21 protein-coding genes are annotated in these 20,977 nt (G+C 69.3%); all 21 read left to right on the forward strand.

The genetic code is table 11. The features are described from left to right. Positions 1-127 precede the first annotated feature (127 nt). The 21 genes from mihF (at position 128) to BLT81_RS04210 (ending at position 20,975) form a co-directional block, all read left to right on the forward strand. Complete coding sequence (gene mihF / locus BLT81_RS04110) at positions 128-448, forward strand: integration host factor, actinobacterial type (RefSeq protein ID WP_040421560.1); 321 nt, start codon at positions 128-130, stop codon at positions 446-448. A gap of 4 nt (positions 449-452) precedes the next feature. Beyond that, the gene (gene gmk / locus BLT81_RS04115) at positions 453-1,040 is read left to right on the forward strand and encodes a guanylate kinase (protein ID WP_019194560.1); all 588 of its coding nucleotides are present in this window, start codon (positions 453-455) and stop codon (positions 1,038-1,040) included. A gap of 46 nt (positions 1,041-1,086) precedes the next feature. After that, positions 1,087-1,341, forward strand: a complete 255-nt coding sequence (gene rpoZ, locus BLT81_RS04120) for a DNA-directed RNA polymerase subunit omega (protein WP_019194561.1) — start codon at positions 1,087-1,089, stop codon at positions 1,339-1,341. Positions 1,342-1,461: 120 nt separating this feature from the next. Next, a complete protein-coding gene (coaBC, locus tag BLT81_RS04125; RefSeq protein WP_040421563.1) occupies positions 1,462-2,685 on the forward strand; it encodes a bifunctional phosphopantothenoylcysteine decarboxylase/phosphopantothenate--cysteine ligase CoaBC in 1,224 nt (407 codons plus the stop codon). A 113-nt stretch (positions 2,686-2,798) separates the two neighbouring features. Further along, entirely contained in the window at positions 2,799-3,995 is a 1,197-nt protein-coding gene (gene metK / locus BLT81_RS04130; RefSeq protein ID WP_019194563.1) for a methionine adenosyltransferase, read from the forward strand. A 15-nt stretch (positions 3,996-4,010) separates the two neighbouring features. Continuing rightward, positions 4,011-6,035, forward strand: coding sequence for a primosomal protein N' (locus BLT81_RS04135; protein ID WP_019194564.1), 2,025 nt, complete (start codon positions 4,011-4,013; stop codon positions 6,033-6,035). Between the two features lie 28 nt (positions 6,036-6,063). Beyond that, entirely contained in the window at positions 6,064-6,564 is a 501-nt protein-coding gene (def, locus tag BLT81_RS04140; protein WP_040421564.1) for a peptide deformylase, read from the forward strand. Continuing rightward, entirely contained in the window at positions 6,565-7,494 is a 930-nt protein-coding gene (fmt, locus tag BLT81_RS04145; protein WP_019194566.1) for a methionyl-tRNA formyltransferase, read from the forward strand. After that, complete coding sequence (locus BLT81_RS04150) at positions 7,491-8,918, forward strand: RsmB/NOP family class I SAM-dependent RNA methyltransferase (RefSeq protein WP_040421566.1); 1,428 nt, start codon at positions 7,491-7,493, stop codon at positions 8,916-8,918. Before fmt ends, BLT81_RS04150 begins: the two co-directional genes overlap by 4 nt. Before the next feature lie 5 nt (positions 8,919-8,923). Continuing rightward, positions 8,924-9,607 carry a ribulose-phosphate 3-epimerase gene (gene rpe / locus BLT81_RS04155; RefSeq protein ID WP_019194568.1) on the forward strand — a complete coding sequence of 228 codons (684 nt, stop codon included), beginning with the start codon at positions 8,924-8,926 and terminating at the stop codon, positions 9,605-9,607. After that, positions 9,607-10,575 carry a bifunctional diaminohydroxyphosphoribosylaminopyrimidine deaminase/5-amino-6-(5-phosphoribosylamino)uracil reductase RibD gene (ribD, locus tag BLT81_RS04160; protein WP_155860861.1) on the forward strand — a complete coding sequence of 323 codons (969 nt, stop codon included), beginning with the start codon at positions 9,607-9,609 and terminating at the stop codon, positions 10,573-10,575. The genes rpe and ribD overlap by 1 nt, the downstream gene beginning before the upstream one ends. Then, on the forward strand, positions 10,576-11,199 hold the full coding sequence (locus BLT81_RS04165; RefSeq protein ID WP_019194570.1) for a riboflavin synthase: 624 nt from the start codon (positions 10,576-10,578) through the stop codon (positions 11,197-11,199). 11 nt (positions 11,200-11,210) lie between these two features. Next, positions 11,211-12,467: a bifunctional 3,4-dihydroxy-2-butanone-4-phosphate synthase/GTP cyclohydrolase II gene (locus BLT81_RS04170; protein ID WP_019194571.1), complete on the forward strand. Its 1,257-nt coding sequence runs from the start codon at positions 11,211-11,213 to the stop codon at positions 12,465-12,467. A gap of 11 nt (positions 12,468-12,478) precedes the next feature. Beyond that, a complete protein-coding gene (gene ribH / locus BLT81_RS04175; protein ID WP_019194572.1) occupies positions 12,479-12,964 on the forward strand; it encodes a 6,7-dimethyl-8-ribityllumazine synthase in 486 nt (161 codons plus the stop codon). 76 nt (positions 12,965-13,040) lie between these two features. Further along, positions 13,041-13,580 (forward strand): PH domain-containing protein, encoded by a 540-nt coding sequence (locus BLT81_RS04180; RefSeq protein WP_040421568.1) that lies wholly within the window; start codon positions 13,041-13,043, stop codon positions 13,578-13,580. Positions 13,581-13,587: 7 nt separating this feature from the next. Continuing rightward, complete coding sequence (gene uvrC, locus BLT81_RS04185; protein ID WP_019194574.1) at positions 13,588-15,642, forward strand: excinuclease ABC subunit UvrC; 2,055 nt, start codon at positions 13,588-13,590, stop codon at positions 15,640-15,642. Positions 15,643-15,693: 51 nt separating this feature from the next. Next, positions 15,694-16,563, forward strand: a complete 870-nt coding sequence (gene rapZ, locus BLT81_RS04190) for an RNase adapter RapZ (protein WP_019194575.1) — start codon at positions 15,694-15,696, stop codon at positions 16,561-16,563. Between the two features lie 27 nt (positions 16,564-16,590). After that, positions 16,591-17,553, forward strand: a complete 963-nt coding sequence (locus tag BLT81_RS04195; RefSeq protein ID WP_019194576.1) for a gluconeogenesis factor YvcK family protein — start codon at positions 16,591-16,593, stop codon at positions 17,551-17,553. Between the two features lie 51 nt (positions 17,554-17,604). Then, the gene (gene whiA / locus BLT81_RS04200; protein WP_019194577.1) at positions 17,605-18,579 is read left to right on the forward strand and encodes a DNA-binding protein WhiA; all 975 of its coding nucleotides are present in this window, start codon (positions 17,605-17,607) and stop codon (positions 18,577-18,579) included. Between the two features lie 108 nt (positions 18,580-18,687). Then, positions 18,688-19,701, forward strand: a complete 1,014-nt coding sequence (gene gap, locus BLT81_RS04205) for a type I glyceraldehyde-3-phosphate dehydrogenase (RefSeq protein ID WP_019194578.1) — start codon at positions 18,688-18,690, stop codon at positions 19,699-19,701. A 56-nt stretch (positions 19,702-19,757) separates the two neighbouring features. After that, the gene (locus tag BLT81_RS04210; protein WP_019194579.1) at positions 19,758-20,975 is read left to right on the forward strand and encodes a phosphoglycerate kinase; all 1,218 of its coding nucleotides are present in this window, start codon (positions 19,758-19,760) and stop codon (positions 20,973-20,975) included. The last annotated feature ends 2 nt before the right edge of the window (positions 20,976-20,977 follow it).

Consider the following 20,977-nt stretch of genomic DNA (forward strand, 5'->3'; position numbering starts at 1 on the left):
CCGGCGGGCGGCGACCCAGTGATACACTTAGCCGGTACCAGTGAGTTGCACTGATGGGATTCGGGCAGCTGGCTGATCCGGTTGGGAAACTGGCCCAAGAACTTTACTACGAGACAATGGAGGAAACGTGGCCCTTCCACAGTTGACCGATGAGCAGCGTAAGGAAGCCCTCGCCAAGGCAGCAGAGGCACGCAAGCAGCGCGCGGAACTGAAGGCTTCGCTCAAGCGCGGGGATACCACTCTCAAGGACGTCTTGGACAAGGCGGAGTCTGACGAGATCATCGGCAAGACCAAGGTCTCCGCGCTCCTCGAGGCCATGCCGAAGGTGGGCAAGGTGAAGGCCCGCGAGATCATGGAGGAACTCGAGATCGCCCAGACCCGCCGTCTGCGTGGTCTCGGCGAGCGCCAGCGCCGCGCTCTCCTGGAGCGTTTCGGCTTCGAGGCGTAAGCCCGTGCGGGACGCGACGCAGCGAGGACGGCTGGTCGTCATGGCCGGCCCCTCAGCTGTGGGCAAGTCAACGGTGGTTCACCGCCTGCGCACCGACGTCCCCGACCTGTACTTCTCCGTGTCAATGACGACGCGTCAGCCCCGCCCCGGCGAGGTCGACGGCAAAGACTACTTCTTTGTCACCCCCGAGTATTTCCAGAACCGCATCGACGCCGGCGAGATGCTTGAGTGGGCGGATATTCACGGGGGGCTGCAGCGCTCGGGCACTCCTGCTGGCCCGGTCAAGGAGGCGATGGCCGCTGGCCGTCCCGTGCTCGTCGAGGTGGACCTCGCGGGGGCCCGTACCATCAAACGGCTGATGCCGGACGCTGCCACCGTCTTCCTCGCCCCGCCCTCGTGGGAGGTGCTCGTGGATCGGTTAACAGGCCGCGGCACCGAGCCGGAGGACGTGATTCAGCGCAGGCTGGAGACCGCACGCCGCGAACTTGAGGCGCAGAGCGAGTTCGATGACGTTGTCATCAACGACGACGTTGAGTCGGCAGCTGCCGCCATCGCGGATATACTATTGAGCACACAATCCGAGACTGAGTAGTTGCAAGTACAAGTAGGTGTAAGTGAGCAACGTTAGTGACGACCAGATGGTCTACGATGCCCCCGAGGGCATCACGGCCCCGCCGATCGACGAGCTTTTGACCAAGGTGTCGTCCAAGTACGCTTTGGTGATCTTCGCCGCGAAGCGGGCCCGCCAGATCAACAGCTTCTACCAGGAGCAGGACGAGGGCGTCTTCGAGTTCATCGGCCCCTTGGTCACCCCGGAAGCGGGGGAGAAGCCGCTGTCCATCGCGCTGCGCGAGATCCAGGCGGACCTCCTCGAGCACGAGGAAGGGCACTAATCCGCGTGCCGACGTAAAACGAGGCGCGCCGACTCTCGCCGAGCGGCGCGCCTTTGTCGTGTCCTGTGTCGTGTCCTGGGTGCGAAGCGGTGAGCGGCGGCGGCGCTAGACTGGGCGCCTATGAGCGAAGGCATGAATGTCGTTGTCGGTGTGTCAGGCGGAATCGCCGCGTACAAGGCGTGCCACGTGGTGCGTGACTTTACTGAGCGAGGCGACCACGTCCGCGTCGTGCCCACGGCCAACGCGTTGAATTTCGTCGGCGCGGCGACGTTCGAGGCGCTCTCCGGCAACCCTGTGGAGACGGGTGTGTTCACGCGCGTCGACGAGGTGCAGCACGTGCGGGTGGGGCAGGAGGCAGACCTCATCGTCGTCGCTCCCGCAACCGCCGACCTTATGGCGCGCGTCGCCGCTGGGCGCGCGGACGACCTGCTGACGTCGACGCTCTTGGTGGCCACCTGCCCGGTGGTCGTAGCGCCCGCCATGCACACCGAGATGTGGAGGAACCCCGCGACGCAGGAGAATGTGGCCACCCTGCGGCGGCGCGGCTACACCGTTCTGGAGCCCGCGCATGGGCGGCTGACGGGCACCGACACCGGTCCGGGCAGGATGCTGGAGCCGGGCGTGATCGCGGAGCTTGCCCGCACCGTCGCCGAGCACGGCGCGTTGGGGCGAGGCCTGGAAGGAAAACGCGTGCTCATCAGCGCCGGGGGGACGCAGGAGAACATCGACCCCGTGCGCTACGTGGGCAACCGTTCGTCGGGGCGCCAAGGCTACGCGCTGGCGGACATCGCGGCGCACAAGGGCGCGCAGGTCACGCTCGTGGCCTGCGACACCGCGGAGCTGGAGGCCCCGGCGGGGGCCGAGGTCGTCCGGGCGCGTTCGACCCGCGAGCTGAAGCGCGCGATGGATGAGCGCGCGGCGGAGGCGGACGTGATCATCATGTCGGCGGCGGTATCCGACTACCGCCCGGAACACGAGGCGACGTCGAAGCTGAAGAAGGGGCAGAGCGACGACGCGTTGTCGACGATCCGGTTGGTGGAAAACCCGGACGTGCTGCGCGGGCTCGTCGACAAGCGAGAAGCGGGGGAGACGAACGCCGTCATCGTGGGGTTCGCCGCGGAGACGGATAACCCGTTGGAGTACGGTAAGGCTAAGCTTGCACGCAAGGGCGCGGACCTGCTGATGGTGAACTCGGTGGCCGAGGGCAAAGTCTTCGGTCAGCCCCGCAATAGCGGGTGGCTGATCGGGCGCGACGGCTCGGTCTCTGAGATCGCCGACGGCCCAAAGCACGTGGTGGCGGCGCAGATATGGGACGCCATCGAGGGCTGGACCACCGAGGTTTGACACTTAGACCGCTTGGTCTATATTGGTCAGGAGTGCCTACACGAGTCGACGAAGGAAAGACTTTGATAACACCGTCTACACCGTCTACACCGTCTCCAGCGACGAGCCGCCGCTTGTTTACCAGCGAATCCGTTACGGAGGGCCACCCGGACAAGATCTGCGACGCTATCTCGGACGCGGTCCTCGATGACCTGCTCGCGCAGGACCCGCGGGCCCGGGTGGCGGTGGAAACACTGGTGACGACGGGCCAGGTCCACGTCGTGGGCGAGGTCTCCACCTCCGCGTACTCCAACATCGCCAGGATCGTGCGCGAGAAGCTCGTGGGCATCGGCTTTACCTCCTCCGAGGTCGGCTTCGACGGGCGCACCTGCGGCGTGAACATCGCGATCGGGGAACAGTCCAATGAGATCGCCGAGGGCGTCAACGTCTCGCAGGAACACCGCGAGGGCCACTCCACGGAGGAGAAAGACCAGTCGGGCGCGGGCGACCAAGGCTTGATGTTTGGCTACGCTACCGACGAGACGCCGGAGTATATGCCGCTGCCGATCGCGACGGCGCACCGCCTCGCCCGGCGCCTGACCGCCGTGCGCAAGGCGGGCGAAGTCGTCGGTCTGCGCCCGGACGGCAAAACCCAGGTGACCTTCGCCTACGAGGGGGACCAACCTGTCCGCCTCGACACCATCGTCGTCTCTACGCAGCACGACCCGAACTTCGCCGGCGAGGAACTGTCTGCCGCCGTGCGCGAACACGTCGTCGAGTGGGTCATCAAGGACGCCGGGCTGGAGCGCTACTACGACTCGGAAACAAAGCTTTTGGTCAACCCCTCTGGGTCCTTTGTCTTGGGAGGGCCGATGGGCGACGCCGGGCTGACTGGGCGCAAGATCATCGTCGACACCTACGGCGGAATGGCACGTCACGGCGGCGGCGCCTTCTCCGGAAAGGACCCGTCGAAGGTGGACCGCTCCGGCGCCTATGCCATGCGGTGGGTGGCCAAGAACGTCGTCGCGGCCGGGCTGGCGCGCCGCGTGGAGCTCCAAGTGGCCTACGCGATCGGCCGCGCGACCCCCGTCGGCCTCTACGTTGAGACCTTCGGCACCGCCGCCGAGGGCCAGACGAGCGAGTCCATCCAGCACGCCGTGGAACAGGTCTTTGATCTGCGGCCGAGCGCCATCATCAACGAGCTCGACCTGCTGCGGCCGATTTACGGGCAGACCGCCGCCTACGGTCACTTCGGCCGCACGGACCTCGACCTGCCGTGGGAACGCCTCGACCGCGTCGACGCGCTGCGCGAGGCCGCGGGCCTGAGCTAGCCGCCCTGGAGCGCTATGGCACAACCACCAGCCGCGGCCGCAGCGACGGCGCCCGTCGCCCGGCTTCTGCCGCTCCTCGGTCTCGCGCACCTTGACCGCCCCTTCGACTACCTCGTCACCGAGGCCGACTCGGAGGCGGCGCGGCCGGGGGTCCGGGTGCGCATCCGCTTCGCCGGGCGCCTCGTCGACGCCATCGTCCTGTCGCGCCACGCCACCTCCGAGCACGAGGGCGACCTGCGCTTCATCGAGCGCGTCATCTCCCCCGAGGTTGTGGCGCCTGCGCGCGTGCGCACGCTGGTCGACGCCCTCGCAGAGCGCTACGCGGGGGTCCGCAGCGACATCTATCGCTCCGCCGTGCCCGCCCGCCACGCGAAGGCCGAGGAGACGGACACGGCCACGGCGTGGGAGGAGCTCGGCGAGGCGGGCGAGCCCGACCTGTCCGCCTGGACCGCGTACGAGCACGGCCAGTCCTTTGTCGACGCGGTCGTCGAGGGCAAGCTTGCGCGCGCCGCGTGGCAGGTCGCCCCGGGGGAGAAGTGGCCGGTGGCGGTGGCCGCTCTGGCTACGAAGGTCGCCATCGACGGCGGGGGCGTGCTGATTGTGGTGCCGGACCAGCGGGACGTCGATACGTGCGAGGCGGCCCTGCGCGAGCTCGTGGGGCCGCGACAGATTACGACGCTGACCGCGGCGCAGGGCCCGCAAGCGCGCTACTCGCGCTACCTGTCGGTCCTGCACGGGCAGGGGCGCTTGGTGGTGGGGACGCGCTCAGCGGCGTTCGCCCCGGTAGAGCACCTGCGGCTGATGGTGCTCATGCACGACGGCGACGAGTCGCTCGTCGACCCCCGCGCCCCCTACGTCCATGCTCGCGAAGTGCTTACCACCCGCTCCGCCATCGAGGGCGCCTCACTGGTCATCGGCGGCCACGCCCGCACGGCGGAGACCCAGCTGCTCGTCGAGTCGGGGTGGATGCACGAGCTCGTCGCGCCGCGCGAGCTGCTGCGCCAGCGTGGGCCGCACATCCGAGCGGCGGCAGACAGCGACGTCGCGCTGGAGCGCGACCCCCGCGCCCGCGAGGCGCGTGTGCCGTCGATCGCCTTCCAGGCGGCGGCGCGGGCGCTGGAGAGGGGCGCCCCCGTGCTCTTCCAGGTCCCCCGCACGGGGTACATCCGCTCATTGGCGTGCGGGAACTGTCGCGCCCCGGCGCGCTGTCGCTGGTGCAACGGGCCGCTGGGCCTGCCCGCGAGTAACGCCGAGGCGGCCGCTCCGACGTGCCGCTGGTGCGGTCGCGTCGACACCGCCCACGTCTGCGCCGAGTGCGGCTCGCGCAAGCTGCGGTCTGTGGTGGTGGGCACAGAGCGCACGGCCGAGGAGCTGGGGCGGGCCTTTCCGCGCACGCGGGTGCGCACGTCGTGGGGCGAGCGCATCCTCGCTACCGTGCCGCGCGAGCCAGCGATCGTCGTGGCGACCCCAGGGGCCGAGCCGGCCGTGGACGCCGGCGGCTACGGCGCCGCGGCGCTCCTCGACACGTGGGCGCTTTTGCGCCGCCCCGACCTGCGGGCGGTCGAAGATGCCTTTGCCGCGTGGCTTGCTGCGGCGACCCTTGTGGAGCCGCGCGAGGATGGTGGCGAGGTCGTCGTCGTGGCCGAGCCCTCGCACCCCGCCGTCCAGCACCTCATCCGGTGGGACGCCCCCGGCTTCGCCGCCCTCGAGCTCGCGCAGCGCCGCGAGGCCCGCTTCCCGCCCGCGGTGCACCTCGCGCTTATCGACGCCCCCCGCGCCGCCCTCGAGGACTACTTCGCGCACACCGACCTGCCCGCCCATGCGGAAAAGCTCGGCCCCGTCGACCTGCCGCCCGGCGAGGACCTGCCGGGGCACTGGAATGAGGCGGAGTACGGCCCCGCGCAGCGCGTGCTCGTGCGCAGCCCGCTAGCGGGGCGCGCCGAGCTGGGGCGCGCGCTGCGGGCGGGGTCCGTGAGCCGGGCGACGCGCAAGCAGGACCTGCCGCTGCGCGTGCGGGTCGACCCCATCAATATCGGCTAAACGGGACGCTCACGTAGAATCGGCCAGCATGGCAGTGCGCGAGATCAGGGTGTTGGGAGACCCAGTGCTCAGCGCGACGGCGCAGCCGGTGGAGGCCTTCGGGCAGCCGATCCGGCGGCTGGTCGCGGACATGCTGGAGACCATGGACCATGCTGGCGGCGTTGGGCTCGCGGCGAACCAGATTGGCGTGACCCGCCGCGTTTTCGTCTTCGATTGCCAGGGAATGCGCGGCCACTTGGTCAACCCGGTATGGCGCCCGGTGGGAACCGCGCGGCAGGTGGGCCGCGAAGGCTGCCTGTCCGTGCCGGGGGTGGCGGGCCCGGTGGAGCGCTACAACGACGTCGTGGCCGCGGGCCGCGACGTCGACGGGCGCCCGCTGGCCTTGCGGGCGACGGGGCTGCTTGCGCGCTGTATTCAGCACGAGACAGACCACCTCGACGGGGTGATGTTCATGCGCCGGATGGACCCGGCGGTGCGCGCGGAGGCGATGGCGCTCATCCGCGGCGCGGACTGGTTTAAGGAGAAGTAGATGCGCCTAGTGTTTGCCGGCACGCCCGAACCCGCGGTCGTGTCGTTGGAGAAGCTGATCCGCTCGGACCACGAGGTCGTCGCGGTGCTCACCCGCCCTGACGCGCGGCGCGGCCGAGGGCGGAGCGTGCGCCCCTCTCCAGTGAAGGAGCTCGCCCTCGAGCACAGCATTGAAGTGCTCACGCCGGATACGCTGCGCGATGACGCCACCCGCCGCCGGCTGGAGGAGCTCGCCCCGGAGGCGATACCGGTCGTGGCCTACGGCAACCTTGTGCCCGAGGATCTGCTCGCGCTGCCCACCCACGGCTGGGTGAACCTGCACTTTTCGCTGCTGCCCGCGTGGCGTGGCGCGTCGCCCGTGCAGGCGGCCATCGCACACGGCGACGCCACGACGGGCGCGACCACCTTCCGCATCGACGCCGGCCTCGACACCGGCGACATCTTGGGAACCGTCACCGCGGAGATCGGCCCGCGGGACACGGCCGATGACGTTCTCGCCCGCCTCGCCGAGGTCGGCGGCGACCTCCTCGTGGATACCATGACCGCCCTGGATCACGGCGCCGTCCAGCCCACCGTGCAGCCAGACGAGGGGACGTACGCCGGAAAGATTCACCAGGCGGACGCCCGTGTGGAGTGGACGCAGCCCGCCGAGGTCATCGACCGCCGAATCCGTGCCCACACCCCGGTGCCGGGGGCATGGACGACGTGGGGGCAGACGCGCCTGAAGTTGGGGCCCGTCGAGCTCACCGAAGGAGCCGGCCTTGACCCCGGCGAGGTGCGCCGGGAGAAAAACGCCGTCTACGTGGGCACCGCGACGACGGAGGTGCGGCTGGGGCTCATCCAGCCGCCGGGAAAGAAGATGATGGAGGCCGCGGCGTGGGCTCGCGGGCTCAACGCTGATGTGGTGGAGACGGGAGTGGTGTTCGAGTGAGCGGAGGGTTTCGTTCGCGCTCTGCGGGGCGTAGGCAGCCGAAGGGCGGGCGCGTGGAGGGGAAGCGGGCGGCGCCCGTGGGGGCGTCGATAGGCGACCCGGCCCGAGAAACCGCCTGGGAGGTGGTGCGCCGCGTAGCGGTTGACGGCGCCTACGCCAACCTCACGCTGCCCGCCCTGCTGCGAGAGCGGAAGGTCGGCGGGCGCGACGCGGCCTTCGCCACCGAGCTGACCTACGGCACGCTGCGCGCTCTCGGCGTCGTCGACGCCGTCATCGGGGAGTGCTCCTCGCGGCCCATCGGCGAGATTAGCCCGGAGGTTCTGGCCGCCCTGCGCCTCGGCGCCTACCAGCTGTTGTACATGCGCGTCGAGCAGCACGCGGCGGTGGATACCTCCGTGCGGCTCGTGGAGGCCTCGGGGCAGGTCAAGGCAAAAGGCTTTACCAACGGCGTGCTGCGCACGATCGCGCGGACACCGGCCGAGGAGTGGATGACCACGCTCACCCCGGAGGGCGAGCTCGCCGCCCTCGCGTTTCGTACCGCGCACCCGGAGTGGATTGCCCGCTCCTTCGCCGAGGTGCTCCCGGACGACGAGCTGCCCGCGGCGCTCGAGGCGGACAGCGCGCGCCCCATCGTGCACCTGGTGGCGCGGCCCGGCGAGATGTCGGCCGAGGAGCTCGCGCTGGTGACGGGCGGCGAGGAAGGCACGTACTCCCCGTACGCCGTGTACCTGCCGGAGGGCGATCCCGGCAAGCTCGAGCCAGTGCGCGCGCGCCTCGCCGCGGTCCAGGACGAGGGCTCGCAGCTCATCGCTCGTGCCGTGGCGACCGTCCCCGTCGAGGGTGACGCCGGGCGCTGGCTCGACCTGTGCGCGGGCCCCGGCGGCAAGGCGGCGCTGATCGGCGCGCTTGCGCAGATCGAGGGTGCCCGGGTCGACGCGGTCGAGGTCAGCGAGCACCGCGCGAAGCTCATCCGCTCGGCCGTCGATGACCTCCCCGTGCGCGTGCACGTCGCCGACGGCCGAGACCCGGGCCTCGAGGAGGCGCCAGAGCAGGGCTACGACAGGGTGCTTGTCGACGCCCCCTGCTCCGGCCTCGGCGCCCTGCGGCGTCGCCCCGAGGCGCGGTGGACCAAGACCGAGGCCGACATCGCCGATCTGACCGCCCTCCAGTTTGAGCTGCTCACCTCAGCGATCGGGCTGGCGAGGCCGGGCGGCGTGGTGGTCTACTCCACCTGTTCTCCGGATGCGCGGGAGACCCGAGCGGTGGTTGATCGCGCCCTGGCCGCGGGGGGCGTCGAGGAGCTCGACGCCCGCGTGTTCGTGCCGGGGATGGGCAACGTCGGCCCGGGCCCGAGCGTGCAGATGTGGCCGCACCGCCACGGCACCGACGCGATGTTTTTCTCCGTGCTGCGAAAGATAGGGTAGAACCCATGATCTACATTGCCCCCTCGATCCTTGCCGCGGACTACGCCGCCCTCGGAGACGACGTGCGCAAAGTCGCCGGCGCCGATCTTCTCCACGTGGACATCATGGACGGGCATTTCGTGCCGAACTTGTCCTTCGGCCCGGACGTGACCCGGGCCGTCGACGGCGTGACCGAGCAGTTTCTGGACATGCACCTCATGATCGAGCAGCCGGAGCGGTGGTTTGAGACGTACGCCGCCGCAGGCGGCGACCGGCTGGTCTTCCACGTCGAGGCGACCGCCGACCATCTCGCTGCCGCGCGGCAGATCCGCGAGCTGGGTGTGCAGGCCGGGTTCGCGCTCAAACCGGGCACCCCGCTCGAGCCCTACCTCGACGGGTTGGACAATTTCGCGGAGGTCATGGTGATGAGCGTCGAGCCCGGCTTCGGTGGCCAGAAATTCATGCCGGAGGTCCTGGGCAAGGTGCTGACTCTGCGGCAGCACATCGACGAGCGGGGCCTGGACACCCTCATCGGCATCGACGGGGGCATCGGCGCCGCCACGATCGCGCAGGCCGCCGCAGCCGGTGTGGACGCCTTCGTCGCCGGCTCCGCGGTCTTCGGCGCGGACAGCCCGGCCGAGGCCGTGGAGAACCTGCGCCGCCTGGCCACCGAGGCGCGGGCCACTGTGGGGCGGGTCGGCGAGCCGTGATCCCCGGACTGGAGGCCGCGCTGCGCGCGGGCGAGCAGGTGCGCGGCACGACCTCGCCCAACCCGCCCGTCGGCTGCGCCCTCGTCGCCCCCGACGGAGAGATTATCGCCACCGGGGGCACCTCCCCGGCGGGAGGGCCCCACGCCGAGATCCACGCCTTGCGGCGCGCAGGCGGGCGGGCGCGCGGCGCGAGCGCCGTGGTCACCCTCGAACCGTGCAACCACACCGGCCGCACGGGGCCGTGCACCGACGCGCTCGTCAACGCCGGTGTCGCACGCGTGGTCTACCTCACCGCTGACCCGAACCCGGAGGCCTCCGGCGGCGCCGATTACCTGCGCCGCAGCGGCGTCGAGGTCGAGCACGTGCCCACGCGTGTCGACGCGCTCCAGCCGTGGCTCACCAGCGTGCGGCGCGGCCGTGTGTCCGTGACCGCGAAGTTCGCCGCCACCACCGACGGTTTCACCGCCGCGCCCGACGGGACGAGCCAATGGATCACCGGGGCCGAGGCCCGCCGGCGCGTGCACGAGGACCGGGCGCTGCGCGACGCCATCCTCGTCGGCACCGGCACGGTGTTGGCGGACAACCCCTCGCTCACCGCGCGCCACCCCGACGGCTCACTCATGCGGCGCCAGCCGCGACGGGTGGTCGTGGGCACGCGCGAGGTGCCCGAGGGAAACCTGACGCGCCTCGGCTTCGAGCGCTACGCCAGCCCGCGGGAGGCGATGCAGGCGCTGTGGGACACCGGGGCGCGCGACGTCCTCGTCGAGGGCGGCGCCGGCCTGCTCAGCAGCATGTTCGAGATCGGGGTTGTGGATCGGGTGCAGGCGTACCTGGCTCCGATGCTCCTGGGCGGGGGGAGGGGCGTCGTCACGCGCGCTCTGGCCCCGACCCTCGCGCGCGCCCCGCGGTTCCAGCTGAGCGGGCTGTACCAGCTGGGGCACGACGTACTGATGGAAATGGAGAGGTAGATGTTTACGGGATTGGTCGAAGAGATTGGGGCCGTCAGGGCCGTGGAGGAGCTCGGCGACTCCGTGCGGCTCGTCGTCGCTGCGCCGCTGGTCACGCGGGATGCGCGCCCCGGTGACTCCATCAGCGTCGATGGGGTGTGCCTGACCGTGGTGGACAACGAGGACGGCGCGTTCAGCGCGGACGTGATGCAGGAGACGCTGACGCGCTCGCGCCTGGGCACGTACCGGCCCGGGTCGCGCGTCAACCTCGAGCGGGCGCTCGCCGCGGGTGCGCGCCTCGGTGGCCACATCGTGCAGGGCCACGTCGACGCGGTCGCGCGGGTGCTCAGCCGCACCGTTTCGGAGTACTGGGAGGTGCTGCGCGTCAGCCTGCCGTCCGCGCTCGAGCGCTACGTGGTGGAGAAGGGTTCGATCGCCCTCAACGGGACCTCGCTGACGGTCTCCGGGGTGGGCCGGGCCGGAGAAGGGGACGGGGAAGTGGCCGGGGGAGAAGCGTGGTTCGAGGTCTCGCTCATTCCCACGACCCTCGAGGAGACCACGGCGGGCGAACTTGCCACGGGCGACCCGGTGAACCTCGAGGTGGACATCGTGGCCAAGTACGTTGAGAAAATGGTCGGGGACTAAGCTAAGCACCCATGACAGATCCGATTTCGTTAGACCCGGTTGAGGACGCGATCGCGGCCATCGCCCGCGGCGAGGCCGTAGTTGTCGTCGACAACGAGGACCGGGAGAACGAGGGCGATCTCATTTTCGCCGCGGATCTGGCCACCCCTGAGATCGTCGCTTTTATGGTGCGCTACACCTCCGGCTACATCTGCGTGGCCATGGAGGATGACCGCGCCGACGAACTGCAGCTGCCGCCCATGGTCGCCCGCAACGAGGACGCCCGCGGCACCGCGTACACCGTCACCGTCGACGCTGCCACGGGCACGACAGGGATCTCCGCGCGCTCGCGCTGCGAGACGATCACTCGGCTCGCCGACCCGGCCCGGGGCCCGGCGGACTTCACCCGCCCCGGGCACGTTGTCCCGCTGCGGGCGCGCCGCGGCGGCGTTCTCACGCGCGACGGGCACACCGAGGCCTCCGTCGACCTAGCGCGCCTCGCTGGCCGCGCGCCCGTCGGCGCGTTGTGCGAGATCGTCTCGGAGCAGGACCCGACGGACATGGCGCGCGGCCCGGAGTTGCGCGCCTTCGCCGATTCCCACGGCCTGACGATGATCTCGATTGAGCAGCTCATCGCCTATCGACGCCACCGTGAGCGCCTCGTCGAACGCACCGTCGTCACGCACTTGCCCACCGAGTACGGTGACTTCGACGCCTACGGCTACCGCAACGCCGTGGACGGCACCGAGCACGTCGCCTTGGTCAAGGGCGACATCGAGGGCGCGCGCGACCTCCTCGTCCGCGTGCATTCAGAGTGCTTGACGGGCGATGTCTTCGGCTCGCGCCGCTGCGACTGCGGTCCCCAGCTGCACGAGTCGATGCGCCGGGTGCAGCAGGCCGGGGCCGGCGTCATTGTGTATGTGCGCGGCCACGAAGGCCGCGGCATCGGCCTGCTGGCCAAGCTGGAAGCGTACCGGCTGCAGGACGAGGGCTTGGACACCGTCGACGCCAACCTGGAGCAGGGCTTGCCGATCGACGCCAGGGAGTACTCCGTGGCAGGACAGATCCTCGCCGACCTCGGCGTCGAATCCTTCGAGGTGCTGTCGAACAACCCCGACAAGGTCCTGGCGCTGACGGGCTTCGGCCCCCAGGTCAGCGGGCGGACCCGGATCGAGATCGCCCCGTCCCACGACAACATCCGGTATCTGCGCACCAAGCGCGACCGAATGGGCCACGACCTGCCAGCTGTGGAACACTGGCACGATAGTGCGGACAACCCCCAACGCTAAGGAGCACACCGATGGCCACCCACGCAGCGCCGCAGGGCTATGAGATCAAGGCGGAGGGGCTCACCCTCGCTATCGTGTCGACCCGCTGGAACGAGCGCATTGTGTCCCAGCTGAACTCACGGGCCGTCGCGCGGGCGCGAGAACTCGGCGCGAAGGTCGACCAGTACCTCGTCGCGGGCGCGCTGGAGCTGCCGGTCGTGGTTCAGGAGTGCGCTCGGCGCTACGATGCCGTCGTCGCGCTCGGCTGCGTGATCCGCGGGGAGACGGCTCACTTCACGTACGTATGTGACTCGGTGACGGCGGGCCTGACCCGCATCGCCCTGGACGAGTCGACGCCCGTCGGAAACGGAGTGCTCACCGTCGACGAGGAGGACCAGGCCTGGGACCGCGCGGGAGGGCCGGACACGAAGGAAGACAAGGGGGCCGAGGCCGTCGAGGCTGCGTTGAGCGCTGTTGTGGAGCTCAACCGGGTCCGCGCGCATGCGCCGCGGGTTTAGGAAAAACCCCGCGGGGGACTACTATCGGGCACAAACGTGCGCCGCGCGGACTAGGTGCGGACTAGGCGCGGAAGAGATGGGGAGAGTAGAGGACGTGACGGAGGGCAACAGGCTAAGCGACCGCGAGCTGGAGTACCTGAACGCGGCCGACCCGCACGCGATGGTGTCAACGAAGCCTTGGGAGTTCGAGGTCACCTCGCCCTACCTGCGCAAGATCGCCATCGTCTGGGTGATCGTCGTCATGGCTGTGCATATCTTCATGGCCTTCGTGCTCGACGTCGAGTTCACCGGGTTGACTATCACGCAGATTGACAAGGTCGCGTTCCCCGGGGTCGGGCTGATCATCAGCGTGCTGTCCTGGTTCGCGCTGACCCGCCCGCGGGTGCGCGCCAACGAGGACGGCGTCGAGGTGCGCAACATCATCGGCACCCGGTTCTACCCGTGGCTGGTCATCTACGGCCTGTCCTTCCCGCGCGGGGCGCGGATGGCGCGCCTGGAGCTGCCGGAGTTCGAATACGTGCCCCTGTGGGCGATCCAGGCCGGCGACGGGACGAAAGCGCTGGACGCCGTGAAGCAGTTCCGCCGCCTCGAAGCCCAGTACATGCCGGAGGATTAGCGCGCCAGTGCCACACCCTGACAGCTACCGCCCCGCCCCCGGAACGATTCCGACGGAGCCGGGCGTCTATAAGTTCCGCGACCCGAACGGCCGGGTGATCTACGTGGGCAAGGCGAAGAACCTGCGCGCGCGCCTGAGCAACTACTTCCAGCCGCCACACCAGCTGCACCCGCGCACCCGCCAGATGGTCTTCACGGCCGGCTCGGTGGAATGGACGGTCGTGTCCTCGGAGGTCGAGGCGCTCCAGCTCGAGTACACGTGGATCAAGCGCTTCGACCCGTGGTTCAACGTCATGTACCGCGACGACAAGACGTACCCCATGCTCGCGGTGAGCGTGGGCGAGCGTTTTCCCCGCGCCTTTTTCTACCGCGGGCCGCGGCGCAAGGGGGTGCGGTACTTCGGGCCTTTCTCGCACGCCTGGGCGGTGCGCGAAACCCTCGACCTGCTCACTCGCGTTTTCCCCATCCGCACCTGCTCGAACGGTGTGTTCAAGCGGCACGAGGCGCTGGGGCGGCCGTGCTTGCTCGGCTACATCGATAAATGCTCGGCGCCCTGCGTCGGGCGGGTGGACGACGCCGAGTACGATGAAACCGTCCGCGGCTTCCTCGCCTTCATGTCGGGGCGCACGGACGGGGTGGTGCGCGAGCTGACCCGCCGCATGAACGAGGCCGCGGACAACCTCGAGTTCGAAAGGGCCGCGCGGCTTCGCGACGACCTCGGGGCCGTCAACAAAGTCATGGAGCGCCAGACGGTGGTGCTCGCCGCGGGCACGGACGCCGACGTCATCGCCTTCGATACCGACGAGCTCGAGGCCGCGGTGCAAATCTTCAACATCCGCGACGGGCGCATGCGCGCCCAGCGCGGCTGGGTCGTGGAAAAGACGGGCGACGAGCCGGGCAGCGCAGAGCGCCTCGAGGAGGGCCAGGAGGACCCTGCGCTGCCAACCCTGATGCAGAACTTCCTCGTGCAGTACTACTCCGACGCGGTCGAACGGGTCCGCATTGAGGAAGAGGAAGACCGAGCGCTGCGGGAGAGCAAGATCCGCCGTCGCGGAGTCGACCAGGAGTCCCACACCGCCGTTCGCCCGCCGGTCCCGGTGCCGCGGGAGATCCTCGTGGAGGTCATGCCCGACGAGCCCGAGGAGGTCGCGGAGTTGCTCGCGGAGCTGCGTGGCGGGCCCGTCGATATCCGCGTACCGCAGCGCGGGGACAAGGCGGCGCTCATGGAGACGGTGCACCGCAACGCCGCCGAGGCCCTGCACCAGCACAAGCTGAAGCGCGTCGGCGACCTCACAGCGCGCTCGCAGGCGCTGCAGGACATCCAGGACGCGCTCGGCCTCGAAGAGGCGCCGCTGCGCATCGAGTGCACGGACATCTCCCATATCCAGGGGACGGACGTCGTCGCCTCCTTGGTGGTCTTCGAGGATGGGTTGCCGAAGAAGAGCGATTACCGCCGTTACCGCATCCGCGAGGCGGCCGGGGAGGGGCGCTCCGACGACGTCGGCTCGATCGCCGAGGTGACCCGGCGCCGCTTCCGGCGCTACCACGAGGACAAACTGGTCACCCCCGACGAGGACGTCTTCGACGACGACGCCGACGTGGAGACCACCGGCACCCGCCGCTTCGCCTACCCGCCGCAACTGTTCATTGTTGACGGGGGCAAGCCGCAGGTCGCGGCGGCACAGGCGGTCTTCGACGAGCTCGGCATCGTCGACGTCGCCCTGATCGGCCTGGCCAAGCGCTTGGAGGAGGTATGGGTGCCCGGCGACGACGAGCCGGTGATCCTGCCGCGCACTTCCGAGGGCATGTACCTTCTACAGCAGGTCCGCGATGAGGCGCACCGCTTCGCCATCACCTACCACCGCCAGCAGCGCTCGAAGCGGATGCGCGCGTCCGCTCTCGACGGGGTGCCGGGGTTGGGCCAGGCCCGACGCACGGATCTGGTCAAGCATTTCGGCAGCGTGAAGAAGATCCGCGAGGCCAGCGCTGAGGATATCCAGCAGGTCAAGGGCATCGGCCCGAAGCTCGCAGACGCCATTTATGAGCACCTGCACGAGCAGTGACGCGGCGGTGACGTAGTGTCGTCTCGGGGCCCTTTGGTTAGGATAAGCCGCATGGTGTCCGTCATTCGCCCCGTCATTATCACAGGAATGTCCGGTGGAGGCCTGTCCACGGCGGCCAAGGTGTTCGAGGACAAGGGATTCTTCGTCGCCCAGAACCTGCCCCCGCAGATGATCCTCGAGCTCATCGCGCTCGCCCGCGAGGAGGATTCCCCGGTCACGCGCCTCGCGGTGGTCACCGACGTGCGGGCCCGCATGTTCAACGGCTCGCTGATCGGCACGGTGGAGCAGATCCGGGAGGCGGGCGCCGACCCCTTCGTGCTCTTCCTCGAGGCGCGTGACGACGTCCTGATTCGCCGCTTCGACAGCGTCCGGCGCACCCACCCCCTTCAGGGCGACGAGACGCTGCAGGCGGGGATCCGGCGCGAGCGCGAGGAGCTTGCCCAGGTGCGCGAGGCGGCCGACGTCATCATCGACACGTCGAACCTGTCCGTGCATGACCTGCGGCGCGCCGTGGAGGCGTCGGTAGGCCAGCTGCCCGGCGACCGGCAGCACGTGACGGTGGAGTCCTTCGGCTTTAAGCACGGCTCGCCGCGCGACGCCGACATCGTCCTCGACGTGCGCTTTCTGCCGAACCCGTACTGGGTCCAGGAACTGCGGGACTTCCGCGGCGTCGACGCGCCGGTCGCGGAGTACGTGCTTGCGCAACCGGGCGCGACCGAGTTCGTGGACAACGTAGCCGCGCTGCTGGTCTCCATGCTGGGCGGCTACCGCCACGAGGGCAAGGACTTCATCACCGTCGGTATCGGCTGCACCGGGGGCCACCACCGTTCGGTGGCCATCTCGGAGGCCGTCGCTGCCAAGCTGCGCGAGACGGACACCGTCGAGATCAGCGTGCTACACCGCGACCTCGAGCGCTCCTAAACCACCACGATAATTCTCAGGCACATTATGAGTTCACTATCTTTTACCTGCCTCGGTGGCGGCCACGGTCTCTACCAGACACTGCTGGCCGCCCGCGAGGCTCACGCCGACACCATCAACGCGGTTGTCACCGTCGCGGACGACGGGGGCTCCTCCGGGCGCCTGCGCCGCGAGATGGGCATCATCCCGCCCGGCGATCTGCGTATGGCGCTCGCCGCGCTCGCGCACGACGATGAGGCGGGGCGGCTGTGGCGAGACACGCTCCAACACCGCTTCGGTGGCAACGGTGCGATGGCCGGGCACGCGCTGGGCAACCTGGTGATTGCGGGGCTGACGGAGCGCCTGGGGAGCATTCAAGCGGCCTTGGACACCATTTCCGAGTGGACGCGCTCCGCAGGCCGCGTGCTGCCGGTCTGCAACGAGCCGCTCGACATCGAAGCGGACGTCGCCGGGCTTGACGACGACCCCAGGGTCATCCGCTCCGTCCGCGGCCAGGTCGCGGTAGCCACCACTCCGGGGATCGTCCGCCGCGTGCGCCTGCTGCCCGGCAATCCTCCGGTGAACCCGCTGGTGATCGAGGCGATCCACCGCGCTGACGTCGTCACCATCGGGCCGGGCTCCTGGTTTTCCTCGGTGATCCCACACCTGCTCGTGCCCGACGTCGTCGAGGCGCTCAACGAGACCCACGCCAAGGTCGTCGTGCTGCTCAACCTCACGCCCGAAGCCGGCGAAACCCAAGGTTTTACCACCGAGCGCCACATCCACGTCTTCTCGCAGCACGCGCCCTCGCTCAAGGTGGACTGCTTCCTCGCCGACAACCACATCAGCCCGACGGAGGGCGAGCGCCTACACCTGCAGCGCACGGCGGAGGCCGTGGGCGCCACCATCGCGTACCGCGACGTGCATGCGGAGGCGACCGACGGCGTCGTGAACAGGCACGACCCCGTCAAACTGGCGGCTGCCCTCCTCGACCTCTACGGTGAGCGCTAAACTGAGCGCGGTGTTACGGGACCTCACAGGACAACGAAGGCGGTGGTGCGGATGTCTCTGACCGCGAAGGTGAAAGATGAGCTTCTGCACGTGTCCGTGTCGTCGCTCGACGCCACAGCCGCCGAAGCTGCAGCTCTCGTGCGTTTCGCGGGGGAGTACGACACCACAGCGTTTGGCCCCGTTATCGTCGCGGAGTTCGCCGAGCTCGCCGTGGCGCAGCGCCTCGCCGATTCCCTCGGGGCGCTCGGCATCGGGGGAGTGCGCGTCGGCGCATCACGGCATGGCTCCGCCGGGCGGGAGAAGTCCTACCACGTGCGCGTGGAGCGCGACGTCAAGGAGGCCGTCCGTCGGCTGCGGCTGGTCACGGCATCGGGCCACCCCGTGGTGGGCATGCCCCGGCAGATCATTTCCGGCTCGATGCTCGAGGTGGAGGCCGCGTGGCGCGGCGCTTTCCTCGCCCGCGGCACTTTGACGGAGCCCGGCCGCAGCGCAGCCCTAGAGGTGGCCAGCCCCTGCCAGGAGGCAGCCATGGCGCTCGTCGGGCTGGCGAGGCGCCTGTCGGTGGCGGCGAAGACCAAGGAGTCCCGCGGCGTTGAGCGGGTGCACGTGCGCGACAGCGAGGCCATCGGCGTCCTGCTCAGCCGCATGGGGGCCCCGCGCTCACGCATCCTGTGGGATGAGAAGCGTCACACGAAGCAGCTCCAGGCGACCACGGGGCGGCGGCTGGCAACGTTCGACGACGCGAACACGCGCCGCTCCGCCCAGGCCGCGGCCGCAGCTGCCGTGCGGGTGGAGCGGGCAATGGACATCCTCGGCGATGACGTTCCCGAGCACCTTGCCGAGGCCGGCTACCTGCGCGCGGAGCACCGCCACGCCTCCCTCGAAGAATTGGGCAGGCTCGCAGACCCGCCCATGACGAAGGACGCCGTCGCCGGGCGCATCCGCCGCCTGCTGTCGCTGGCGGATAAACGGGCCGAGGAGCTCGGTATCGCCGACACCCACGGCGACGTCGGCACCGAGCAGTAGGGGCCCTGCGGGGCCGGGGTCGCGTCGCTACACTCGGCAGCGACGGACCGGTTAGCGCTGCGGTTCCTCAATCGTGACACCCGCAAACATCCCCGTGAAGGAGACGACGTGACTACTCGCATCGGAATCAATGGCTTCGGACGAATCGGGCGCGCGAGCCTGCGCGTGATCCTCAGCGAATACCAGGGCGTGCTCGAGGTAGTAAAGATCAACGACCTGACGGACATCGAGACCCTCGCCCACCTGACCAAGTACGACACGGCCTATGGCCCGCTTGGCCGCGAGGTCGAGCACGACGACAACTCCATCACCATCGACGGCACCCGCATCGAGGTGTCCTCCGAGACCGACCCGGCCAAGCTGGCCTGGGGCGACGCTGGGGTGGACATCGTGCTCGAGTGCACCGGGAAGTTCCGCAGCGGCCCCGACGCGAAGGCGCACCTCGACGCGGGCGCGACGAAGGTCATCATCTCCGCGCCCGGCAAGGACGTCGACGGCACCTACGTGTGGGGCGTCAACGACGACGAGTACACCGGCGAGCAGACCATCATCTCCGCCGCGTCGTGTACGACCAACTCGCTCGCGCCGGTGGCGAAGGTCATCGACGACAACTTCGGGATCCGCGACGGCCTCATGACCACGATCCACGCCTACACCGGCGACCAGCGCCTCCAGGACGCGCCGCACAAGGACCTGCGCCGCGCCCGCGCAGCTGCGCAGAACATCGTCCCCACCACCACGGGCGCCGCGAAAGCGGTGGGCCTCGTGCTGCCGAACCTGCAGGGCAAGCTCGACGGCTTCGCCATGCGCGTGCCCACCATCACTGGCTCCGCCACGGACCTGACCGTCCTAGTGGAGAAGTCGACGACGGCGGAGGAGGTCAACGCCGCGCTGAAGCAGGCGGCCGCCGACCCGAAGTTCGGCCAGGCGCTGCGCTACACCGAGGACCCGATCGTCTCGTCCGACATCATCGGCGCGTCCGCCGGCGCCATCTTTGACGCTGGCATGACCAAGGTCATCGACGGCACGCTGCTCAAGGTCGTCTCCTGGTACGACAACGAGTGGAGCTACACCTCCCAGTACATCCGCATGGCCAAGGTCGTCGCGGACAAGCTGCGCTAGCCAGAGCCCCGTCACCCGCCCCCATTTCACCCCCTCACCTGCCAAGGAGATCCAACATGGCCCTGAAGACCCTCCAGCACCTTCTCGACGACGGCGTTGACGGCCGCCACATTCTGGTGCGCTCGGACTTCAACGTCCCCCTCGACGAGGAGGGCTCCATCACAGACGCGGGGCGCATCGACGCCTCGCTGCCAACGCTGAAGGCGCTTCTCGACGGCGGCGCGAAGGTCGTCGTCATGGCCCACCTTGGCAGGCCGAAGGGCGAGGTGAAGCCCGAGTTCTCCCTCCGCCCCGTCGCCGAGGCCCTCTCCGAGCGGCTGGGACAGTTCGTCGCGCTCGCCGGCGACGTCAGCGGGGAGGACGCGCACGAACGCGCTAACGGCCTGACGGAAGGGGAGATCCTTCTGCTCGAGAACGTGCGTTTCGACGCCCGGGAGACCTCAAAGGACGACGCCGAGCGCGCTGAGTTTGCCCGCGAGCTGGCCGCCCTGGCCGCCGACGATGGAGCCTTCGTCTCCGACGGCTTCGGCGTGGTCCACCGCAAGCAGGCCTCCGTCTACGACGTTGCCCAGGAGTTGCCCTCCTACGCTGGCTACCTCGTAGAAAAGGAGGTCGAGGCGCTCGGCAGCGTCAAGAACGAGCCCGCCCACCCCTACGTCGTGGTGCTCGGCGGTTCCAAGGTTTCCGACAAGCTTGGCGTCATCGAAGCGCTGGCGGCAAAGGCGGACAAGGTCATTATCGGCGGCGGCATGTGCTACACCTTTCTTGCCGCCCGCGGCCACAACGTGCAGAACTCGCTGCTGCAGGACGACATGGTGGATACCTGCTCTGACCTTTTGGAGCGCTACGGGGACAAGCTCATTCTGCCCGTCGATGTCGCGGCCGCCCCAGAGTTTGACAAGAACGCCGAGAAGAAGATCGTCGGCCTCGACGACATTCCGGAGGGGTGGATGGCCCTCGACATCGGGCCGGAGACGGCGCGGAACTACGCCGCCGCGATCGCGGATTCTCGCACCGTGTTCTGGAACGGGCCGATGGGTGTTTTCGAGTTCCCCGCGTTTGCGGACGGCACGAAGGCCGTCGCCGAGGCCATGATCGCCGCGACGCGCGACAACAGCTCCTTCACCGTCGTCGGAGGCGGAGACTCCGCCGCCTCCGTGCGCATCCTCGGCCTCGACGAGGAGGGCTTCAGCCACATCTCCACCGGCGGCGGCGCCTCCCTCGAGCTCATCGAGGGCAAGGACCTGCCCGGTGTCTCTGTCGTCAGCGAGTAGGG

This window comes from Corynebacterium timonense (assembly GCF_900105305.1).
Taxonomy (GTDB): Bacteria; Actinomycetota; Actinomycetes; order Mycobacteriales; family Mycobacteriaceae; genus Corynebacterium; species Corynebacterium timonense.